Raw genomic sequence first — 23,383 nt, forward strand, 5'->3', positions numbered from 1 at the left:
TAATGAAAGCAGTAGGTGGGAAGTGTTATGCAGTATTACTTTTTCTATTACTTTTCCAGAGTCAGTCGATCAGTGCTTATGAAATAAAGCACCTGGGAGTTGAAGATGGATTGAGTAATGGTTATGTCAATGATTTTGAGGTGGATTCATTGGGCTATATGTGGATTGCCACTTCCAATGGCCTCAGCAGACATTCGGGATATGAAGTTCGCAACTATTCCTTTGATCAGAAAAATAACAAATGGGGAAACAGGGTTATTGAACTCATTAATCACCAGGGTGAACTGTTTGTCATTAATACAGGTGGTAGTATTTACAAGTATAGCTATGACCATGATGACTTTGTTATGCTTGGGGAGCCTTATGAGCAAGATTTTATATCTGCCAGCTTGGTTGATGGTAGCCATATGGTCATTGGAATGCTTAATGGGCTTGTGGTTTATGATATTGAAGAAAACAGCTTTAGCGAAGTACTTTTTCCTGAGTTAACTTATAACCGTCACCTTCAAGCAAATGATGGTAAAGTTTATCTGGCTACATCCAAAGGCATTCATATTTTTCTATTTCAAAATGGGAAACTTTCAAAAAGCGAAGTTCATTTGGAGCAGATGGATATCATTCATTTTGATAGTGATGACGATAAAAGACTCTGGGTAGGTACTGAAAACAATGGTCTGATAATTATTGATGAACAGGGGGAAATTTACCAGCCGAATTTATTTAGATCAGCTGATAGCTATAATACCGTGAGGAGTATTGCTTTCAATAGGCAGGGAGAAGCTATTGTTGCGGTTGACAGACTAGGTTTATTTGTTATGGATAAATCACTTAAGATCTTGCTACAATTCGAGCATGATCCTGATAATTTTAATAGCATCAGGCAGAATAGTATTCATGACATCTACATTGATGAATTTAATACGTATTGGCTGGCCTCAGGAGAAACCGGGATTGATATTCTTTACAATACCAATAAGCCGTTTAAGAATATTACTCACATATTAAATGAGAAAAATAGTTTGCACAATAATAGTGTTCGTTCAATATGTGACGATAACCTTGGTAATATATGGTTTGGTACAGAAGATGGATTAAGTCGTTTGTCACCAAGCGGTGAATGGTCTACCTTTAATCGATTCAATCAGTTATCAGCTATTCCGGTGTTGTCTATCTCAGGGTACCATAGGCATCTGTTGTTGGGAACATATGGTGAAGGAATCATTGAGTTTGATCCACTCAAAGGCTTATCAGATTCTAGGAAACTAATTAAAAAATCACCTCATAAATTGGTATTTACCACTTTTGTTGACGATGATGAGGTCTGGATAGGGGGGACCGATGGCCCGGTTATGTGTTTTGTTGGTGGTAGACTGCATCAAACTTATCCGGTCGGAAGTGCCAAGTATTTTGTCAAGGGAAAAGATGAGACCATATACGTTGGTGGCATGAATGGTGTTTTTGAGTTAAATAAACGTAATGGTAGTCATCGAAGATTGACATATTCAACTGAAATAGCGAATAATGTACTTACTAGTGTATATGGATTATTTTACGATGACCAACATAATTTGTGGATTGGCAATGATAAAGGTTTATTTGTCTATGATTTACAATCTAATGACGTTGAGCAATTAAATCCAGAAAGCAATAAGCAACTTGGTATTGTATACTCTTTGTTGGATGATAATTCCAATAATCTATGGCTGGCAGCCAGCACAGGGCTCTGGAAGCTCGACATGAATAAAAAACACTTTAGGCATTACGATACAAAGGATGGTATTGTAGCTAACGAATTTGGTTTTGGAGCATCTGCCAAATTGAAGAATGGAGAACTGGCATTTGGAGGTCCTGATGGAGCCGTTATTTTTCATCCAGACAGTGTTAGGGAGTACAACAATACTGGTCGCTTAAGAGTGTCAGAGTTTCTTATTAATGGATTAAAGCCCGATTCACTGACTCTTATAAAAGATCTTAACTACATCGATGCGCTGGAGCTAACCTATAACCAGAATTCATTAGCCTTTTCATTTGAAGTAGTTGAATTGCATGGCCCCAGAAAAAGTAGTTTTGAATGGCAATTATTGGGGTATGATGAACAGCCTGTTTTGTGGTCTGATAACCGAAGAGCCAGATATAGTAAAATAAACCCGGGTAACTATCAATTAGTTGTAAAAGCTATTTCACCGGATGGGAAATACCTGGAGTCGGAGTATCGTTTGAATATTAAGATTCTAAATCCCTTATGGTTAAGGTGGTGGGCTTTTATTATTTATGCGGTCGTAGTTTTGGGACTTATTTTGTTACTGATCTCTATTAATCAAGCCAGGCAAAAGCAACGGTTTAGTGATGAAAAAATACAGTTCTTTGTCAATGTAGCGCACGATATCCGGACACCAATATCATTGATTCAATTGTTGGTAGAACAGCTACCTAAGACTGATAAAAGTAAAGATTCTGTTGACCTGATCATGCGTAACGCCGGGAATCTTAACGAATATGTTTCGCAACTATTGGAATTTCAGAAGGCAGAACGTCAAAAGTTAAAGCTAAAGGTGCAGGAAGTTGATCTAGAGAAATTGCTTAAATCAATATCAAATGATTTTCAACCATTGCTTGAGAAAAAATCAATGGACCTGAAGGTATCATCACATGAAGTTAATCTATGGGTAGATAAAGTGAAGATCAGTCGCGTATTCAATAACTTGATATCCAATGCTATAAAGTATGGAGAAGAAGGAGGGAGTATTAAGATTGAAACCAAATTATTGGACGGGAAGCTTAAAATAGATTTTGTTGATAATGGGCTTGGGGTACCTGAGAAACAGCAAAAACAAATATTCTCGCGATTTACGCGAGGTGAGAATGTACGCTTAAGTGGCATATCAGGTACAGGTATTGGTTTGATGTTAGCTAAACGCATTGTTGAATTGCACCATGGTAAAATATACCTTGAAAGCAAAGAAAACATTGGTTCAACATTTTCAGTTGAATTGCTATTGGGCTCCAAGCACTTTAAAGGTGATGAAATTATCCTGGATGAAAGTCATGATGATGATAATGCTAATGTATCTGACATTATTGGTGAAAATAAGCTAGTGTTACTTGTTGAAGATAACGACGACTTAAGGGCAACAATAAAATCAGAGTTGATAAAAAACTACAGAGTTATTGAGGCGCCTAATGGAAAAGAGGGCTTAGTGTTAGCTGTTGAGAAAAATCCTGATTTAATTATAACTGATGTCATGATGCCACAAATGAATGGTAAAGAATTGTGTCAGGTTATAAAAAGTAACTTCAAAACCAGTCACATTCCTGTGATAATGATTACCGCGCTAATAGGTGTGGATGATAAGGTAGAAGGATTAGAAGTGGGAGCTGACGCCTACGTGGAAAAGCCTTTTAGTATAGATGTTTTAAAGGCGACCATCAACAATTTATTGCGCACTCGTCAGGCCTTAGGTCAGTCTGCTCATATAGATGAAGAAAAGAAGGTGACTTCTGTTTCTCCTGATGAAGAATTTCTGTCTAATGCAGTTCAACTCATCAAGGAAAACATGACGGACAGGGACTTTACAATTGATATACTATGTGAGCGTTTAGGGCTAAGTCGTTCAAACTTGTTCAGAAAACTAAAAGGATTGACAGGAATGACGCCATCTGACCTCATGATAAAGATCAAGCTCAACCATGCAGTTGAGTTATTTAAGTCAGGGAAGAATATGAGAATTGCAGATGTGGCATACGAATCTGGTTTTCATGACCCGAAGTATTTTAGTACGGTGTTCAAAAAATTCCATGGTAAAACACCAAAAGAATTTATGGAGAGTCAGAGTTGATCGTCAACTACTGAAGTTTAAAATATGAATGCGGAGGACTTTGGTCTTATCCGCATTTTTTTTGAGTATATATTTTGTGTTAAAAGGTGGTAGAGTGGATAACAAATCTAATGTTACAGGTATAGTTTGTTGTGTTTTTGTCCTTGGTAAGTAATAGTAAATCAATGCTATGTAGTGGTGGGTTGGAGATTCAACCTATCTGCACAGTAATCAAACCCTTCTTTTGTTATTGTTTTTCATATTGCAATCGTGATAGTACATCAAGTCGAAATCAAAGGATCTAAAACAGACAATGTACTTGTATAAATAAGATTGTCAATAACAGTTAAGTAAAATAAAGCATATGAAGATTATCTATTTTATCATACCTCTGGTAATTTTAGTTAGTGCCTGGGCATTGGCTGGCCAACTGAAGGATGATATTCCTCAAAAAGAGATTAAGGATTACAACTATGTAATCGGCACACAAACGGTAGGATCAAAATATAAGTTCACCGAAGAATCCATGTTGGTGGAAACCGCACGTCAAATAAAAGACATGGGTTCCAATCTGTTGAAGTTCTCTATGCACCCACGCTATTGCACCGAAAATTATGGTCTGCCTGAAAACAAAGATATTACTTCTTTAACCAAACTGGCGCAACTGGAACCATCTGTGAAAGAGGTGTTGAACATGGATTTCAAGTACTATCATATCTGGGTATATGGTTTTTCACAGTACTTGCCAGAACCTCCGGGTAAGAAAAATGACACAACTCAAATAAAGTTTATTGGAGGTTATGAAGATTGCTATGCAGACGCCTTGTATGACGAATTGTATGAGCTGACTACTTATATGTTGAAAGAATTTAACAATTCAGGTAAAGTATTCTATTTGGGTAACTGGGAAGGAGACTGGCACCTGCGCTGGGATTATGATCGCACAAAGCCGGCTGATCCGGCAACATTGGAAGGCATTAAAAAATGGTTTAAAATACGCCAGAAAGCCATTGATGATGCCAAGCGCGATACAGAGTATGAGAATGTTGAGATCTATCATTATATGGAGGTCAATCTTATACAGCGTGCTATAGATTTAGGTGATAAGGTATTAACCAATTCAGTCTTGCAAGAAGTCAATCCTGATTATGTATCCTATTCGACTTACGATGTGACTAATCCTCCTAAAACAGAAACTGAACTGAACGCCAGCCTGAAAAAAGCATTGGACTACATCGAATCTTATTTGCCAGAAAAAGAAGGATTGCCGGAAGGCAAACGTGTGTGGATTGGCGAATATGGAAATCCTTTTATAAGCCATGGTGAAGAAAAGCAAGATGAACGCGCCAAGTGGGTAATAAAAGCCGGCTTAGAATGGGAATCTCCTTTTATTCTGTTCTGGGAAATGTATAACAACGAGATTAAAAAAGAAACAGGTGAGCAGGTAGGTTACTGGATGATTAATGATGAGGGTAAGAAACAGAAAATATGGTACACTCATAATCAGTTTTACAAAGAAAGTCAGCGCTTTATAGAGAAGTACTACAGAAAGCATAATGAGGCACCATCCCTTACAGCTTTTAAAGAAGCTGCCTTAAACTTTAAGTCACTTAAATAAAGCGCTATGAGAATTTTAATCGTTTTATTGATAGCATTAACTATTGTGGGCCAGCTTAAAGCCCAAAAGGTGGAAGGAGAGATCTTTGATAAAGCACCCAAACTGGAGGACTATAACTTTGTATGCGGAACGCAGGCCATTGGTGCGAAATATAAATTTACAAAGGAGTCATTTATTGTTGAGCAGGCTAAGCATATACGTGGTATGGGATCCAATATCCTGAAGATTTCAATGGGTAAAAACTATGCCAAATCTTATGGGATGAAGCCGGCTCAGGGTATTAACACAACGCTTGATCTTATTAAGAAGAAAAAGGATTACCAGGCGGTGATGGACATGGATTTTAAATACATCTTTGCCTGGGTACATACCTTTACTGAGGCCAAATGGCAGGATGGCTTGACTTCAGAAGAGAAGATGATGCTATATCGCGAGATGTATGATTTAACCGCCTATGTATTGAAAAAATACAGTGGTTCCGGTAAAACCTTCTTATGGGGTAACTGGGAAGGCGATTGGTTATTGCATTCGGGTTACGATAGGAAAAGTACTCCTTCTGACGAGCGAATCCAAGGCATGATTGACTGGTTTAACATCCGTCAGATCGCAGTGGATGATGCTAAAAGAGATACGCCTCACGAAGATGTGGAGCTGTGGCATTATGTGGAGTTAAACCTGGTACTGAAAGGCATGCAAGGTGAAAAGTGCATTGTTAATAGCGTGCTGCCACATACCAATCCGGATCTGGTATCATATTCAAGTTATGAGATCATTAAGAAGAAGCCAACCTACTTAGAGTTAAAGAAAGTGGTGGGCGAAGCCATGGACTACATTGAGAGCAAACTACCTGAGAAAGAAGGTATCCCTTTTAAACGTAGGGTTTATATTGGCGAGTATGGTTATCAGACAAATAAAAACCAGGATGACGATAAACAGCACTTCTTGACTAAGCGAATGATGCGTGTCAGCCTGGATTTGGATTTACCTTTCGCCTTGCATTGGGAGATGTACAATAACGAATATACCAAAGCCGGTGTATCTAAGGGGATGTCAATGATCAGTGAAGAGGGGAAGAAAAAGCCGGTTTACTATCTGCACCAGAATTTCTATGCAGAGATGAATGAATTCCTGAAATCTTATAAGAAGGAGCACAAAGTATATCCGGAATATGAGGTGTTCAAAAAGAAAGGGATCGAGGTGCTGGGTAAGCTCTAAACGGCAGAAAAGTTTATGAAGAAGATTTTATACATAATAATAGGTTTATTCTGTGTGGTAAATATAAGTGCGCAGATTGACTTTTCCGGTGCTATCTACTCTGTTAAAAGTGGGAATTGGTCCGATCCGAGTCTTTGGTCTGCAGGACGTGTGCCAACTGGTTCTGATGACATCAGAATTGAGAATTATCATTCGGTTCACATCGATGCGCAGGGAAGCACTTCAGGAGAGAGAGTAACGCTTTGTCGTCATCTTAAAATCAAACAATCAGCCCGCTTAAGCATGGGACATGATACCGATAATTTTGCCAAAGATTTAGTGATTAACGGTAGTCTTGAGTGTCAAGGTACATTCTCGGCTGGTCGTTTGCAACCAGGAACGACAGGTGACGGTTCTCAGTTTAAGTATAATAGTCGCATTTATCTGAACCTGCAGGATGCCACAACTTACATAACAGGCAAGGGTTATTTTCACCCTCAAACATTAAACATGTTTAGTGACAGTGGTGAAAAGAATGTTGTTATTGATTTATACAATCTGGTGACTGATGAGAACCTGGTTGTTAAATCGGATAACCGGGTCACTGTAACCACTGATCGCTATTCATACATTCATGTAAAAGGCACCTTAGGTTTAACCGGAAGTACCTATCAATGGAGCTCTGTCAATGCTAAAGCTGATTTGCAGGTAAATGGTTTAATAGTTTGTAATGACTTGAGTTTATTTACCAAGAATACAACCGCTGGTGAAGGTTCTTCCATTACTATTAAGGATGGGGGGAGCATATACACTCAAATGATTAATAATGGTAATCTGAATAAAAAGGCTGAAGCTGCTGGATTTACACTCAATATTCAAGAGAACGGTTTATTGCGTTTGGGTGAAGGGGTTAATTTTACTAACCTGACTTCGGACAACCCCAACTTTAGCCTGGTAAATAATGGTGATGTGCGTGTGCACTACAGCGAAACATTAACAACATCTTCGGCTATTGTTGATCTGGTCAATCAGTACAAGCCATCCGTGAATAATGAAAGAGAACAGCTTCGTGATATTTTTGGTGCTTCGCATATTGCTGGGTGGTATCATTTTACCGATAAACCGTTTATGACCGAAGGCTTGGATTACTATGAAGAGTTTGGTTCAACGGCTATTAAAACAACTTTGTCCGCTATTAACGGAAAGATGAGCTCTGCCTACCCTTTTAATCATAGCTGGAGCAATGTCAACAGGGTGGTGGAATTATTAGATGTTTCGGAGATTCAGGATTTATATAGTCGCTCGAATATCAAAACACACACCTTTTGGGTAACCTCAAAAAATAAAGGTGACTATAAGGATGGACCCGATTTTCAGCACGCCTCTTATTTAGATGAGGAACAACAGTGGTACGAATTAACAGTAAAGCTATTGGAAACCTATGGGCATTTGGAGAAAACCTTTGTTTACCAAAACTGGGAAGGCGACTGGATGTTACGTGGACAGGGAGTTCTTTGGGAGAAAGATCCAACTTTAATACCTGATGATGTGGAATGGACGATTGCAGGTATGGCTCGCATGTTCAGAGCGCGACAACGAGGTACAGAACGTGCACGTAATGAATTTCCGGATGCCACGGCGAGAGTCATGCATGGGATTGAGTTGAATAAGTTATGGATGAAAGATAGTAATGGCAATCGCTTAACCATGATGGATAACAATACCCCTTGCCTGGCAGCGGATGTAGTTCCACATGTCCGTATAGACCTGGCATCCTGGTCAGCCTACGACGGAGGATGGGAAAACAACGATTATCCATTTCCATCGGCAATGTGGACAGGATTGGAGATGATTAATTATTATACAACAGGAACAGGAGAGTGTGGTGATTTATCAGTTCAGATAGGAGAGTTTGCGATTAACGAAAATGCTCCGTACTCAAGTCATAGTCGTTCACAAATCCGAACGAAGTATGATAAACTGTGTGGTTTGGCTTTAGCCATGGATTTACCTTATTTCTACCTGTGGAATTTATATTGCTCAGGTCAGCAGGGGGCACCCGATGGATTTACCTGGCAAAAAGGAGTGGAATATGAAACCGACTTTTTGTATGAGTGGATGGATGGAAAATGGTTGATCGAACCGGATGGAACTTGGGGGCATGCAGCTGAATTTTTAATGGAACAATTTGATACGACCACAAACGTTATTAATTTTGAAACGGATAAGTTACCCTACCAAATTACTCCTAACCCGGCAAGTGATATGGCAAAGGTGAATGGGCTAAAAAATGCCAACCTGAGCATATATTCACTTAGGGGACAATTAATTGAATCTTATACAAATTATAATAGTGAGTTAATTGACCTGAGTCGATTGCCTGCAGGTACCTATGTATTAAGGATTACTAATGGGCAAAAATCGGCAGCGTTAAAATTTATAAAACAGTAGCTAAAACATAATCAGATGAAAAAAATACTAATCTTATTATTGTTCCTGGTGCCCATAAGTTTAATGGCGCAGGAATTAAGCATTTCAGGAAAGGTGTTGGACAAGGAAACCAATGAGCCGCTTCCGGGTGTAACAGTCTATATAAAAGGAACTACTAATGGAACCATTAGTGGGAATTCCGGTGAATTTAATATTAAAGCAAAGAAGGCAGATGTTTTGGTTTTCTCTTTTATTGGGATGAAAACTAAAGAAGTGGTAGTAGGTGATGAGACGAACCTAACTATACATGTCGAACCAGAAATCTCTGAGTTGGATGAAGTTGTGGTAAGTGTTGGTTACTTTAACGTGAAGAAAAGTGACCTGACAGGTTCTGTAGCACAAGTTACCTCACACCAGATGGAGAAAGTACGCACTAACTCAGTTGAGCGCATGCTTCAAGGACAGGTAGCCGGTGTTGTAGTGAATGAAAATTCAGAACCAGGCGGAGGTGTTAGTATTTCCATTCGTGGTACTAACTCCATGTTAGGAGGTACACAACCATTATACGTAGTTGATGGTATTCCAATTGATCCGATTCAGGATGCACAGGGAAACAGTAACTCCGGTCAGGCGCAAAGTTCATTGAGTTTCCTGAATCCAAATGATATTGAGAAGATGGAAGTGCTTAAAGATGCTGCAGCAACAGCGATCTATGGAGCTCGTGGTGCTAATGGTGTGGTGGTGATTACGACTAAACAAGCAGATGGCAAAAGTGGGAAAGATCAATTTTCTGTGACAGCGGATTTTGCTATGTCTGAGTTAAACCAGCAGATCGATGTACTAAACGGACCTCAGTTTGAAGGTTATATGAATCAGCGTGTAGCAAACCAGTTATATATTGATATTACCAACCCAAGTCGTGAAGGAATGGTCTTTGATGGTACGCAGGATTTAACACCTGAAAATTTTAGTGAATTAGAAGATTTTTCTCTTCCTTACCCGGTATCAACAGGCATCAATACCAATTGGCAAGATGAAGTATATCGTAAAGCCTATTCTAAAATGTTTAATGTAGCATATCGCGGAGGTGACCAAAACAGTAACCTATCGGTTAGTTTAGGCTTGTCTGATAATCAAGGGGTGATTATTAATACTGATTATAAGCGCGCGACCTTTAATATGAATGGCATGCGTAAAGCCTTTAATAAAAAGGTATCTATTTTTACAAAGACTAATGCTTCTTATGGTAAAGGAAGAGCATCATCGGTTGGTAATGGTCAAATGTACCAGGATAGAAGTGTTGTGTCTAATGCTTTACGTTTTCAGCCAATATTTGATATGTTAGAGCCAGGGCAGGATGATGATGTTTATGCAGAACTAAATGAGGGTCAGATATTGTCTAATCCATATACTTTAGCAAAATATGTGGAAGATGAGAAAACAGCCATCACCTTTAATCAGGCTTTATCAGTTGTTGGAAAGATCACACCTCATTTGAGTGCAACTGCAAAAGGGGCTTTTAACTACCAAAAAAGCTTGCGCGATAGCTACTACCCGACGTTTACAACACGTGGTCGTCGTAATAATGGTGAAGCGACACAGTCATACAATCAGAATATAAAAACGTACGCAGAAGGTAACCTGCACTATGTTAAGCAATTTGGTCAGCATAAATTAGATGCGATTGTAGTAGGAACCTACGAGGTTAACAATATAAGAGCCACATTTAACAAGGCATATGGATATGGAAGTGATATAACGACTTACTATACCTTTGAATCAGCAACCGATATTATGGTTCCCGTAACACGATTTACGAGAGTAGGTTTATTATCAGGACTGTTTAGAGTTGGTTATAATTACAAAGGGAAATATTACGTTGATGTAAATGCGCGTATGGATAGTTCTTCAAAGTTTGCTGAAAACAAGAAGAGTGCCTTCTTCCCATCAGTGGCATTGGCATGGCGAGCTTCTGAAGAACCATTCTTAAAGGATTCAGAATCCATCTCTAACCTTAAGTTTAGGGCGTCGTATGGTAAAACAGGTAGTAACCCGATTGCGGCCTTCCAATCATTGGGGGTAATGTCACCAATTCGCTACAATTTCAATAACCAGGTAACAGTTGGCTACTTTGAACAAAACCTTGCCAATCCTGATCTGACATGGGAAACAACAGACCAGTATAATGCCGGTCTTGATTTCAGTATGTTTAACTCACGGTTAAATCTGACATTTGATGCTTACTACAAACTTACTCATGATTTGCTCCAGCTGGTAAATCTTCCGGCATCAAATGGTTATGCAACCAAGGTAGATAATTTTGGAGAAGTAGAGAATAAAGGTATTGAATTAACACTTGGAGTAGACATTATCCGTCAAACCGCATTCCAATGGAATGTTTTAGGTACTTTCAGTGTTAACCGTAACCAGTTGGTGAAGTTGAATTCAAATCTTGAATATCAATTAGGTCCAGCAGTTGGATATGATAAAACGTATCCATCCATGTTTATGGAAGGAAAACCATTAGGTATTTTCTGGGGTGCAGAAACGGATGGTGTGTATACCAATTGGGATGAGGCAGCAGCCAGTGGTATAAATGATGCAGCAGCAGGTGAGATCAAGTATATCAACCATTCTGTTGATTATGATGAAGAGGGAAATCCTTTGGATGTTCAAACCATCAATTTTGATGATTATGTGCAGATTGGTGATCCAAATCCTGATTTTACGGCGTCCATCAACAATACATTAAGTTATAAAAACTGGGATTTAAGCATTTTGTTTACCGGGCAGAAAGGTGGCGATATTCTTTGGGTAGACTCATGGCCTTTAAATGCATTGAAAAAGAGTACCAATGTAGCTACCGATGCTTACAATGATTCCTGGAAAGCACCTTTGACTGTCACCCCAGTTTACGATGAGGTACTGGAAGACTATACTTATGAAGTAGCGTATAACCCAGCTGTTGGTCAAACAACAGGAGTAGCTAACCCGGCAGCTGCCACCGATGGTGGACAAAGAGCAATTGTATCTGACCGTCAGATTTATGACGGGTCGTTTATCAAATTAAAGAACATCAATGTTGGTTATACCTTCCGTTTTAAGAACAAGAAAAGCCTGAGACTATATGCATCAGGACAAAACCTGTTTACATGGACCGACTACCCTGGATATGATCCGGAAGTGCAGGCTTTCAATAAGGATCCGCAGCGTCGTGGTATCGACTTCGGAGCTTTCCCGGGAACAAGAAACTATGTATTTGGCGTTAAACTTGATTTTTAATCGGTAAAATTGAAAGAAATGAAAAATCTAAAATATATCGTAATAGCATTGCTGGGAGCCCTTTCGTTAAACTCCTGTGAGTCTTGGCTTGAAGAAGAGCCTAAAACCCAAATTGGAACCGATTACTTTTATCAGGATAAGGATCAGTCTTTAATGGCTTTAGCAGCTGCTTATGCTCAATTAAAATCTGGTGCAGGTTATTATAATCAGCAATTCTTATCTAATGTATATGCTTCATCAGATCAGGGAACATCAAGTTGGAAACATGGTGATTACAACAAAGGAATTCTAACGTCAACCAATGGCACATTACCAACAACATGGAATGAAATCTATGTAGCTGTTCGTGATGCCAATAATGTGATCTATAATGTTGCCGATGTGGATATGGATGAAACCATTAAGGCTCGTATTATAGGTGAAGCTAAGTTCCTACGTGCACTGCATTATTTCAACCTGGTACGTTGCTGGGGGGAAGTACCTTTACGCACAGAGCCTGTCAAACCTGGGGAAGAAGGAGGCTTACCTGTTTCGTCAAGAACCGATATTTATAATGTAATTATCGGTGACCTGAAATACGCCTCAGAGCATTGTTGGGGGCGTGGCGAAGTGCGCCTGGGTGAGACGAATGATTTAGGTCGTGCAACTGACGCATCAGCTCAAGCATTGCTGGCTCGTGTGTATTTACATATTGCATCATCAGTACGTTGTGCTTCAGAAGGAAGCCAAGGTTGTGCGCCATATGCTGAATTTGGTTCTGATTACAAAGCTTATTATGATTCATGCCGTGTCATGTGTGACTCAGCATTAATGCAACCAGGTTATGCTTTAACAACTTCTGTGGAAGAATGGCAAAGCATTTTTGATGCTGATAAAGGTAACAATCCTGAGATGCTTTTTGATATTCAAGGCTCATCAGCTACCGGACAAGGTACTGCAGTTTCCAACCTCTTTAGCCCACGTAATGCCGGATTAAGTGGCGGAGGCTGGGGCGGTACCAATAAAATGGTTGCTGGATTTACGCAAAATAGTGTGGATGCCACAGATGTACGCTTCGATAAAGGAATTATTCAATATTATGAAGATAACACCTATCGTTATGAGTTACTACCAGCCTATAACGGTTATGCTCGTTATTTTCTTGATTCTGGCAACAGAAAAGGTGCCTTATATAGTGTTTTTACCTCTAAGTTTATTGATAGCGATGCGACTACAGAATACACAAGTCAGCAAAACTGGCATGTCATCCGTTTAGCTGATGTGTATTTGATGCGTGCTGAGGCCTTAGCTGAGGTTAATGAAGATCCTGCATTGGCCAATTCAGATGTTAATATGTTGCGAACACGCGTGGAAATGGCTGGTTTAGATTTTACAGGCATGACCATGGCTGAATTCCGCGAAGCCTTATTGCGTGAAAGAGCAGCTGAATTTTTTATGGAAGGTCAGCGCTGGTTTGACCTGACTCGACTGGGTGTTTACGAGGAAAAATGCAAGATTGCTTTTGACCCGAAGAATCAGGGTAAGATTCAGGGTATTCGTGGTCCTGAGGATTACACCTGGCCAATTCCTATCACCGAGACGTCTGCCAACGACAATATTGACGAATAAGAATGATTGTGATGATAAGATTTGTGTGCATAGCTGTATTAAGTCTGGTGTTAATGCCAGGCTTGGTGCAGGCCAAAAAGAAGAAAAAACAGAATGAGCGCCCTAATGTGGTATTCATCATCTCTGACCAGCATAAGAAAGATGCTTTAGGTTGTTATGGTGATGAGTTGGTGATTACGCCCAATATTGATGCCTTGGCCAAAGAAGGCGTCAGATTAACCAACTGCTATGTGGCGGCTCCGGTGTGTGCTCCTAGTCGTGCCGCCTTGGTAACAGGTATGTATCCCTTTGCCAATGGGGCACCTTACCACAAAGCACCTGTAAAAATGGCCAATGGCAAAGAGAAGCACCTTGGTTCAGGGTTTTTGCGCGAAACCGGTTATCACGATGGTATCACAACCATCGGTGAAGCTTTTCAAGCCAATGGTTATATCACAGCTTCGCCGGGTAAAATGCATGTGCATGGTGAGTTGCAAAAAAATGTGGATGAAGATAACCCCGATGGGAATGATTTAGGTTGGGATGAAATCAATACCCGCTATTATACACATTTCCCGGGAGGTCATTACCAGGATGAGGTGGGCGAAGACGCCTACCAGCGCTACCGTCAGTTTAAAAAGTACGCTAAAGTGTACAAAGGAGGCCCGGGTCACCTTAACGAAAAGTATGAGCCAACTTTAGTTAAAGAGGATGAAGACAACTTTGATATGGTGGTGGCTCGTAAATCAGTGGAGTTTATCAAAAAGCGTGGCAAAGACGGAGAAAACTTCTTTTTACATGTAGGTTTCGAAAAACCACACCCGCCTTTTACAACCACTCAGAAATACCTGGATATGTACAATCCAGCCGATTTTACTTTGCCTGAAACGGCTACTGAATGGCATGGCAAAGGTAAATATCCATGGCTACCCGAATGGATTCACTCAGGTTGGCCAAATAAATACCCTGGTGCAACCAAAAATATTATGGCATCTTATTATGCTTGTGTAACACAAGTGGATGATATGGTGGGGCGTGTAGTGAATGCCCTTAAAGAAGAAGGCTTGTACGATAATACCATCATCATTTATACGACTGATCATGGTGAGCACCTGTTTGAACATGGTTTAAGAGGCAAACACTGTATGTACGAAGATGCTGTAAATGTACCTTTTATTATTTCATACCCGAAGGCATTTCCAAAAGGTGAAGTAAATGACATCCTGGCAAGCTTTGTTGATGTGATGCCTACATTATGTGAATTGACTGGAACCAAGGTGCCTGAAACTGCACAAGGTATTTCCCTTGTCGACAACTTGAAAAATGGTACGCGCTTATTAAATCGCCCGGTTCTTTCAGAGTACCGTAGTGGTAACTACAATGGCTTTAAAGAGATTAAAAATCTACCATCACGTATGTTCCGTGTGGATGATTATAAATTTATCTATACACATGGCATCATCAGTCAGCTGTATAATGTGGTCGAAGATCCGGATGAATTAAACAACCTGGTATTAGATCCGGCTTATCAGGATATGGCACGTGATTTCTGTTTTCATACCTTAGTTGATAAACCTATTTTGGAATATCAAAATCTGGATCTGTCCATCAAGCATCGAACCATTAAATGGCAAGCCTTTGAGCAAGCCGATAGCTATAGCTTGTATTATGCACCTGACAATAATCCGGGAGCTGCTAAAATGCTGGTTGAAGGTTTGACTGATTTAACTTATAAAGTACCTAAAAAGGGATTCTACTGGGTGATGGCGAAACCGAAATACACACGTACATCACCACGTTTAGGAGAAGTGCCTGTATATCTTGAAAGATACACCTATCAACTGCCAATTACAGATGCCGTTGAATTTGTACCGAAGAACCAGAAGTAATTTATAAACCTAATTAGCAGGCATCTATTTGATAGATGCCTGTTTTTTTTAATAGACAGATGATGAAGCGACTCTTAATATTCTGCACAACCCTATTTCTAACTTTATTATCTAATGCCCAACAACCCAATATTGTGTTCATTCTTGCTGATGACCTTGGGTACGGTGACTTATCCTGTTATGGGGCTGCAGACCTTTATACACCGAACATCGATAAACTATATGAAAAAGGTATAAAGTTTACCAGAGCTTATGCTAATAGCACAGTTTGTTCGCCAAGTCGGGCCGCCATATTAACCGGTAATTACCCTGATATGGTTGGAGTACCAGGCGTTATCAGGGATATGCCGGATAATACCTGGGGTAACCTGTCTGATGAAGTTCCTTTTCTTCCAGAACAATTAAAAATGCTTGGTTACCACACTGCTTTAATAGGAAAATGGCATTTAGGCTATGAAAGTCCCGATTTACCAAATGATAGGGGATTTGATCATTTCAAAGGTTATGTGGGAGATATGATGGATGATTATTATACCCATAAACGAGCTGGCATCAACTGGATGCGTGAAGGTAGTAAGCAGATAGAGCCTAAGGGACATGCAACGGATGTTTTTACCACTTGGGCAAGGGAATATATTAATATACAATCCAAAGCAGACAAGCCCTATTTCTTGTTTTTAACCTACAATGCACCACACGACCCGATTCAACCGCCTGCCGAATGGCTGGAGAAGATTAAGAAACGAGAGCCACAGGCCAATCTAAAGCGCCAGAAGCTAATTGCCTTGATTGAGCATCTGGATGCTGGTGTGGGAAAAGTAATGGAAGCCATTGAAAAGAGTGGTGAAGCAGATAATACACTAATTGTTTTTACATCCGATAATGGTGGAGCATTGCAGTATGGTGCCAACAATGGTTCTCTAAAGGGCGGTAAAGGTGATTTGTACGAAGGTGGTATTCGTATACCATGTATCGTTAACTGGCCAGATAAGATAAAATCCAATACTGTTTCAGAACCTATCATCCTAATGGATTTTTACCCAAGCCTCATTGAATTGGCAGGAGGTAATCGCCAACAAGAACTCCCCTCTAAGAGTCTAGTCAACTTGTTAAAAGAAGAATCATCTGAATCCGGGGACAGAGCAATGGTTTTTATGCGACGTGAAGGGCATCGATTTGGCGGGCGAGCTTATTATGCCATTTCAAGTGGTGAATATAAGTTAATACAGAATTCCCCTTTTGAACCGTATCAATTAATTCATATCAGTGATACCAGTTCATTAGAAATACCTGTTGAAAACGCGGCTGTTAAGAAAGAATTATGGAAGAAATTAATGAAGCATATTCAGAATTCAGGGAATGTGTCTTGGAGGTAATGTCCATGTATTTAGGTTGTTAACAGTATTTAAACCCATCTGACCAATATGTAAACCTTATTTTCTACTTCAATAAATACATTTGATTTTGAAGAATAGAATTAAATCAAAAGCTAAATAAAATTGATATGAAGAAAACGTTTACTCTACTGGTATTGGCAATGGCTATCAGTTCAGCTATTGCACAAACCGTTAAAATCGGAACCACATCTTATGCAACGATTACTGAAGCTATTAATGCGGCTAATGATGGTGATGTGATTAATATCACAGGCATACATACTGAAACGATTTCAATTGGAAAAAGTATCACTTTGCGCGGTACAGACCCTTCAACCGATATTATTCAGGCAGCTGCCGATCAAGCTTTAGCTGCGGCACGTACAATTTATATTGATGGTAACAATGGCGCATCAACTGTGACCGTTCAGAACTTGACCGTTAGAAATGGTAATGCAGCAGACCATGGTGGTGGCATCTTTGCAGACAAGGTTAAAGGGCTGGTTACATTGAGCAATGTAATGGTAGATAACAACACCACCACTAAAAATGGTGGTGGAATGAGTACAGGCGGTTCTAATGTTAATGTAGTAAATTGTACATTTTCAAATAATTCATCGACGTTGACTGGTGGAGGTATGCATATTGTACCTAATAATATGGGAGGCAATGGTATTGATGCAATTGTAAATGTTTCCAATACTACTTTAATGAATAATACTTCAGCCAGTCAGGGTGGTGGTTTTATTGTTAATGGAAATAACCAATATGGTGATAAACACTTCATTGAGGCTAACTTTGAAAATGTAACTGTTGTAAACAATACCGCAGAGGCTGAAGGTGGTGCTGGTCATATTTTAGGAGTAGATTATGTGGGGACAAATGGTACTTCTGGAGAAACAAATGTTACAGTAAAAGTTGTTCATTGTACAATGGCTTACAATATTAGTAATACAAAAGCCTACAAAAATGGTTTGTCTTTTGCCAATGCCAATGCTACGACTGGTCCTAAATTTAGTATTTACAATTCAATTGTAGTTAGTGCTGATGTAATATCTGCTAAAGCATTAGACTTTGGTGGTTCGGAGACAACGGCAGCTGTAAATAATATTATTGGAGGTTCTTATTCTATACCTGCCACAGTATCTGATGCTAGCAACAATAATATTACAGGGAAAACAGCTACGTTTGCCGGATTAGCTGCCGACTTAACCGATGAAGGAGGAAAAGTAAAAGTGTTGGCATTGACTGATGGAGCTAATTCCATTAACTATTGTACGGCTGCCACTGGTATTACTTTGCCAACAACAGATGCTAGGTCTTATTCACGAGATGCATCACCCGATGCAGGTGCTTATGAGTATGAGGGGGTTCCAACAAGTTTAGGAAAAGTTGCTGTATTGGAAGTAAGCCTTAGTCCCAACCCGACCAATGATTATTTCAGAGTAACAGGAACAGATAAAATAGATAGAATATCTATCTATTCCTTAGGCGGTACACTTGTCAAGTCAGTTACCAATATTACACAGGTTGATGTATCCGGATTAAACAAAGGAGTTTACTTAGTACAGATATCCGGAGAAAACGGTGAAGCCATTAAGAAGATAGTTGTAAAATAGTCTGGTTAATAAATAATCTAAAAGCACCTTGACGTTTGGCAAGGTGCTTTTTTAAATCTGTTAGCATGCAAAAGTATTTATTTCTGTTTGGTATATTTTTTTCATTCATTCTGATGACTGGATGTAATAATAAGCTTGAAAAGCCCAACATCGTATTTATCATGACCGATGATCATGCGAGTCATGCTATTTCGGCTTATGGAGGTATTTATAGCGAACATGCTCCAACTCCAAATATTGACCGTTTGGCCAATGAAGGGCTCATAATGAATAATGCTTTTTGCACTAATGCCATCTGTGGTCCAAGCAGGGCGGCTATTTTAACCGGGAAGTATAGCCATGTAAATGGCTACCTGAAGAACTATAAAGGCGGAAGATTCGATAATACTCAATGGACTTTTCCCAAAGAGCTTCAAGCTAATGGCTATGAAACGGCTATTGTTGGTAAGTGGCACCTGGCATCTGAGCCAACAGGTTTCGATTACTATAAATATCATGTTGCACGAGGTGAGCAAGGTTATTACTGGAATCCTGTTTATAACGACAATGGTGATACCGTGCAGGTGCAGGGATATGCCACTAACTTAACCACTGACTTTGCGCTAAATTGGTTGGATGAAAGAAAGGAAGATAATCCCTTCTGCCTGATGCTTCAATTCAAAGCGCCACACCGTCCCTGGCAGCGTGACTCTATATACCAGCATTTGTTTGAAGATATTGAGTTACCATATCCATCCACCTTTAATGATGATTATCAAGGAAGAGAGTTAACAGCCGGTAACACTGAAATGACCATGAATGATTTCAGTCACGAAGATATGAAATTAACGCCGCCAGATTCACTCAATGGTAAACAACTGCGTAAATGGATTGATTATGGTATTAAACGTCATGAAAATGTGATTCCGGTTAAAGGAATGACAGCAGAAGAGGCTCGCCAATGGAAATACCAGCGCTACATGAAGGACTACCTGGCAACCATTAGATCAGTTGATGATAATATCGGCAAGGTACTGGCATATCTCGATGAGAGGGGATTAACAGATAATACCATAGTTATTTATACATCCGACCAGGGATTTTTCCTTGGCGACCATGGTTGGTTCGATAAGCGATTTATGTATGAACAGGCACTTCGAATGCCTTTCCTGGTACGTTATCCCAATTCAATAAAGGCAGGCGTTAATTGTAACGATGTTGTAACTAACATCGATTTCGCACCAACCATTCTAGAGATGACTGGATTACAAACTCCTGATGAGGTTCAGGGAAGAAGTTTCTTTGCCAACCTAAAAGGAGAAACTCCCGATGATTGGCGACAATCCATGTATTACCATTATTACGAATACCCCTTTTGGCATCACGTTCAACCGCATTATGGTATAAGAAATCAACGCTATAAGCTAATTCATTTTTACTACGATGTGGATGTGTGGGAATTATACGATCTGGAGATAGATCCCAATGAGTTAAATAACCTGATCGACCTACCTCAACATCAGGAAAGAATAAAGCAACTGAAAGCAGAACTAAAAATACTAAAGGAAGAGTATGCTAATACCAAATCGATCGATGAATTAAGAAATATATCAGATACTGATTTTGGAGGTTTGGAATCAGATAAACATTGATTAAATAGAATTATATGGAGTCAGTAATACGTGAAGCCTCACCACTAACTAATGATGATTTCTTTTTGGTTTGTCATGTTAAGAATTATGTGGCAGATGAGCCCTTGCATTCTCATGATAATTATGAACTTAACCTGATTATTAATGCCAATGGGACAAGGAATATTGCAGGTTCTGTTTCTCCATTTGGTCCTATTGAGTTAGTCCTGATTGGGCCAGAAACGCCGCATACATGGAAAGGGGAATTTTGCAATTCGGAGATTATTAAGGTTCAATTTCATGCAGATTTTCTGGATAAACAGTTTCTTTCCAGGAGCGCTGCTTTACCAATAAAAGAACTCTTGCAAAAGGCCAGTAAAGGCATTCTTTTTTCTCAATTAACGACAGAAAATGTGAAAGATAACTTGCTTTTACTTGCTAAACAGCAAGGATTTGATTCCGTTTTATCTTTATATTCTGTACTCTATGACCTTGCGATTTCACGAAACATGGTTCTATTATCAGGTTTTGAGGGAGAACAGAAACGTGATGATGAAAAAGCATGGAAGATCAGTAAGGTAGAGCAATACGTATATGATAATTTACAGAGAATTGTTAAGATTGAAGAAGTAGCTAACTTACTGAACATGTCAGAGTCTTCATTTAGTCATTTCTTCAAAAAGTACAAACGATTATCATTTACGGAATACCTTACATCGATCCGAGTTGGAAGAGCTATAAGACTTTTTCATGAATCAGAAGAAAGCATTTCTGAGATAAGTCAAAAGTGTGGTTTTAGCAATCTTGCTAATTTTAACAGAGCGTTTAAGAATATTCAATTGTGCACACCAACAGAGTATAAAAGTAAAGGAGTGAATTACACTTTTGTGTAAGAAAAGTGTTCGTTTACTTATATCTTCATCTATTCAAATAATAGATGTATATCTGCATGTCGGTATTCGAATTGTCTCACCAAACCCAGGTTATCTGAAACTAAAATCAATAAGAGTGTCTAGTCTCACTTTGGCCTTGTTATTCGAGGGTTTTTTAAAGCAAAAAAAAGCGCTTAAAACATTTGTTTTAAGCGCTTTTCAGTACCGAAGGCGGGACTTGAACCCGCACGGCCTAATGGCCACAGGATTTTAAGTCCTGCGTGTCTACCAATTCCACCACTTCGGCATCCTTGTAGAGCGAAAAACGGGACTCGAACCCGCGACCCCGACCTTGGCAAGGTCGTGCTCTACCAACTGAGCTATTTTCGCATTTCAATCTTGCATTTGCCTATCTGCGTATCAGAGTCGTTTCTTAAATGCGGATGCAAAAATAGAGGCTTTTTTTTGTTTTGCAAATTATTTTGTCAATAAAATTTACACGAGAATTTGCTCTGTATATAAGGCGTAGAATAGTAGTTGTTTAAAGATTAACTATTATTCTACATTTCTTTGATGTGTGTAATAAATGGGCAACTAAAGATGCTTTTAAGGCTACTTTTACATCCCTAGTTTGCTTTTTAACGTCATCATATCCTCTGATATCTTATTTTCTAATACCCTCGCGTAAATCTGGGTTATTTTTAGCGATTTGTGGCCTAGTATTTTTGATACTGTTTCAATTGGTACCCCATTGGATAAAGTAACTGTTGTTGCAAAGGTATGGCGAGCCATATGCATGGTAAGTTTTTTATTGATACCACAAATCCCTGCCAGCTCTTTCAAATAACTGTTAAGTTTTTGGTTAGATGCCACAGGTAATACTCTTCCTCTTAATAATGATTCGGGAAAATCTGAGTATCGTTCCAGTATTTCTAGAGCATTTGGAAATAGAGGAATAGAACATTGCGACCTTGTTTTAGTGCGATTGATGATAATCCATTGATTACCATCATTACGTGTCTGAATATGATCTGGGCTTAATTTAGAAATATCAGAATAGGCTAATCCTGTATAGCAGGCAAAAATGAAAATATCTCTCACAATTGACAGACGATCTAATTCAATTTCCTTTGTTTCGAGTCTGTGAAGCTCATCTTTGGTTAAAAAATCTCGATTAGCCTGCTCTAATTTTGTTTTAAACTGGTTGTATGGACTCTTATCTAAATGTCCCATCGAAACGGCTAAATTCATCACTCTCTTTAAGTGTTTGTGGTAATTCCAGGCAGTATTTTGGTGAACACCGTGTTTGGACTTTAAAAACATGTCAAATTGATTAAGAAAGTTGTAGTCCACACTTGTAATAGGAATTTCCTTTTTTCTCAGTATGGTTTTAAGAAATTCGGCCAACTTCTTGCGGGACACGCGATAGTGTTTTAATGTTCGGTAGGCATATCCGTGACCAATATTATTCTCAATCGTTTTAAGGTAATAATCAAAAATTTCAAGAATTCCCTTTGAGTCACTTTTGCCGAGAAATTCATTTTTAATATCAACTACATCGAATTCTTTACCTGAAGAAACTAAGCGATTGTAGACATCGACAATAGATGTTTTAATTTTCCTCAAGCGCTGATTGGAAGATTGCTCTTCATCTGTTTGTTCATAAAACATCTGGTGCACATCATCCCAGTTTTGAGGAATGCTTCTCATTCCAGTTGACAAATCAACTCTTCTACCTTTAAATAGTAGGCGAAGGTAAATTGGATAAGATCCATCTTTTCCAATTCTGGATTTCCGTAAAACAAAATTTGAATAGAACCTCATAATAATAAAATTTTGTGGTCACGGTGGTCACTCAAAAAGCATAAATTTCTTGAGATTATCACGCAAAACCAAGTTCAAATAAAATCAATATGAGTCAAATTAAATCTTGATAACCAATTGTTTAAGTGGTCACGTGACCACTTAGAGTAAAAAAGGTAGTGGTCACGTATTGGTCACTTAAAATACCCATTTTAACCACTTTTTTGAAGTTTTCTGAAAATAAAAAAGCGCTTAAACCGTTAGTTTTAAGCGCTTTTGGTTCTAGAT

The 23,383-nt window shown here is 39.1% G+C and carries 12 protein-coding genes and 2 tRNA genes; 11 read left to right on the forward strand and 3 right to left on the reverse strand.

Annotated features, from left to right (window positions below; genetic code table 11):
- The first annotated feature begins 2 nt into the window (after window positions 1-2).
- From ACRD69_RS13710 to ACRD69_RS13760, 11 genes are all read left to right on the forward strand, one after another.
- On the forward strand, window positions 3-3,836 hold the full coding sequence (locus ACRD69_RS13710) for an ATP-binding protein (RefSeq protein WP_430815668.1): 3,834 nt from the start codon (window positions 3-5) through the stop codon (window positions 3,834-3,836).
- Window positions 3,837-4,179: 343 nt separating this feature from the next.
- Window positions 4,180-5,433 (forward strand): hypothetical protein, encoded by a 1,254-nt coding sequence (locus tag ACRD69_RS13715; protein ID WP_430815669.1) that lies wholly within the window; start codon window positions 4,180-4,182, stop codon window positions 5,431-5,433.
- Between the two features lie 6 nt (window positions 5,434-5,439).
- The gene (locus ACRD69_RS13720; protein ID WP_430815670.1) at window positions 5,440-6,648 is read left to right on the forward strand and encodes a hypothetical protein; all 1,209 of its coding nucleotides are present in this window, start codon (window positions 5,440-5,442) and stop codon (window positions 6,646-6,648) included.
- Window positions 6,649-6,663: 15 nt separating this feature from the next.
- The gene (locus ACRD69_RS13725) at window positions 6,664-9,078 is read left to right on the forward strand and encodes a T9SS type A sorting domain-containing protein (protein ID WP_430815671.1); all 2,415 of its coding nucleotides are present in this window, start codon (window positions 6,664-6,666) and stop codon (window positions 9,076-9,078) included.
- 15 nt (window positions 9,079-9,093) lie between these two features.
- Window positions 9,094-12,339 (forward strand): SusC/RagA family TonB-linked outer membrane protein, encoded by a 3,246-nt coding sequence (locus ACRD69_RS13730; protein ID WP_430815672.1) that lies wholly within the window; start codon window positions 9,094-9,096, stop codon window positions 12,337-12,339.
- Window positions 12,340-12,357: 18 nt separating this feature from the next.
- The gene (locus ACRD69_RS13735) at window positions 12,358-13,947 is read left to right on the forward strand and encodes a RagB/SusD family nutrient uptake outer membrane protein (protein ID WP_430815673.1); all 1,590 of its coding nucleotides are present in this window, start codon (window positions 12,358-12,360) and stop codon (window positions 13,945-13,947) included.
- 11 nt (window positions 13,948-13,958) lie between these two features.
- Window positions 13,959-15,815, forward strand: a complete 1,857-nt coding sequence (locus tag ACRD69_RS13740; protein ID WP_430815674.1) for a sulfatase family protein — start codon at window positions 13,959-13,961, stop codon at window positions 15,813-15,815.
- 62 nt (window positions 15,816-15,877) lie between these two features.
- On the forward strand, window positions 15,878-17,191 hold the full coding sequence (locus tag ACRD69_RS13745; RefSeq protein WP_430815675.1) for a sulfatase-like hydrolase/transferase: 1,314 nt from the start codon (window positions 15,878-15,880) through the stop codon (window positions 17,189-17,191).
- A gap of 128 nt (window positions 17,192-17,319) precedes the next feature.
- Window positions 17,320-18,810: a T9SS type A sorting domain-containing protein gene (locus ACRD69_RS13750; RefSeq protein ID WP_430815676.1), complete on the forward strand. Its 1,491-nt coding sequence runs from the start codon at window positions 17,320-17,322 to the stop codon at window positions 18,808-18,810.
- A 65-nt stretch (window positions 18,811-18,875) separates the two neighbouring features.
- Window positions 18,876-20,441 (forward strand): sulfatase family protein, encoded by a 1,566-nt coding sequence (locus ACRD69_RS13755; RefSeq protein WP_430815677.1) that lies wholly within the window; start codon window positions 18,876-18,878, stop codon window positions 20,439-20,441.
- Window positions 20,442-20,455: 14 nt separating this feature from the next.
- Window positions 20,456-21,313, forward strand: a complete 858-nt coding sequence (locus ACRD69_RS13760) for an AraC family transcriptional regulator (RefSeq protein ID WP_430815678.1) — start codon at window positions 20,456-20,458, stop codon at window positions 21,311-21,313.
- A gap of 202 nt (window positions 21,314-21,515) precedes the next feature.
- Here ACRD69_RS13760 and ACRD69_RS13765 read toward each other — a convergent pair.
- The 3 genes from ACRD69_RS13765 to ACRD69_RS13775 form a co-directional block, all read right to left on the reverse strand.
- Window positions 21,516-21,599, reverse strand: a tRNA-Leu gene (locus ACRD69_RS13765).
- 10 nt (window positions 21,600-21,609) lie between these two features.
- Window positions 21,610-21,682: transfer RNA gene (locus ACRD69_RS13770), tRNA-Gly, on the reverse strand.
- A gap of 228 nt (window positions 21,683-21,910) precedes the next feature.
- On the reverse strand, window positions 21,911-23,116 hold the full coding sequence (locus ACRD69_RS13775) for a site-specific integrase (RefSeq protein ID WP_430815679.1): 1,206 nt from the start codon (window positions 23,114-23,116) through the stop codon (window positions 21,911-21,913).
- Window positions 23,117-23,383 lie beyond the last annotated feature (267 nt).

It is taken from the genome of Carboxylicivirga agarovorans (assembly GCF_050589845.1).
GTDB classification, from domain to species: domain Bacteria; phylum Bacteroidota; class Bacteroidia; order Bacteroidales; family Marinilabiliaceae; genus Carboxylicivirga; species Carboxylicivirga agarovorans.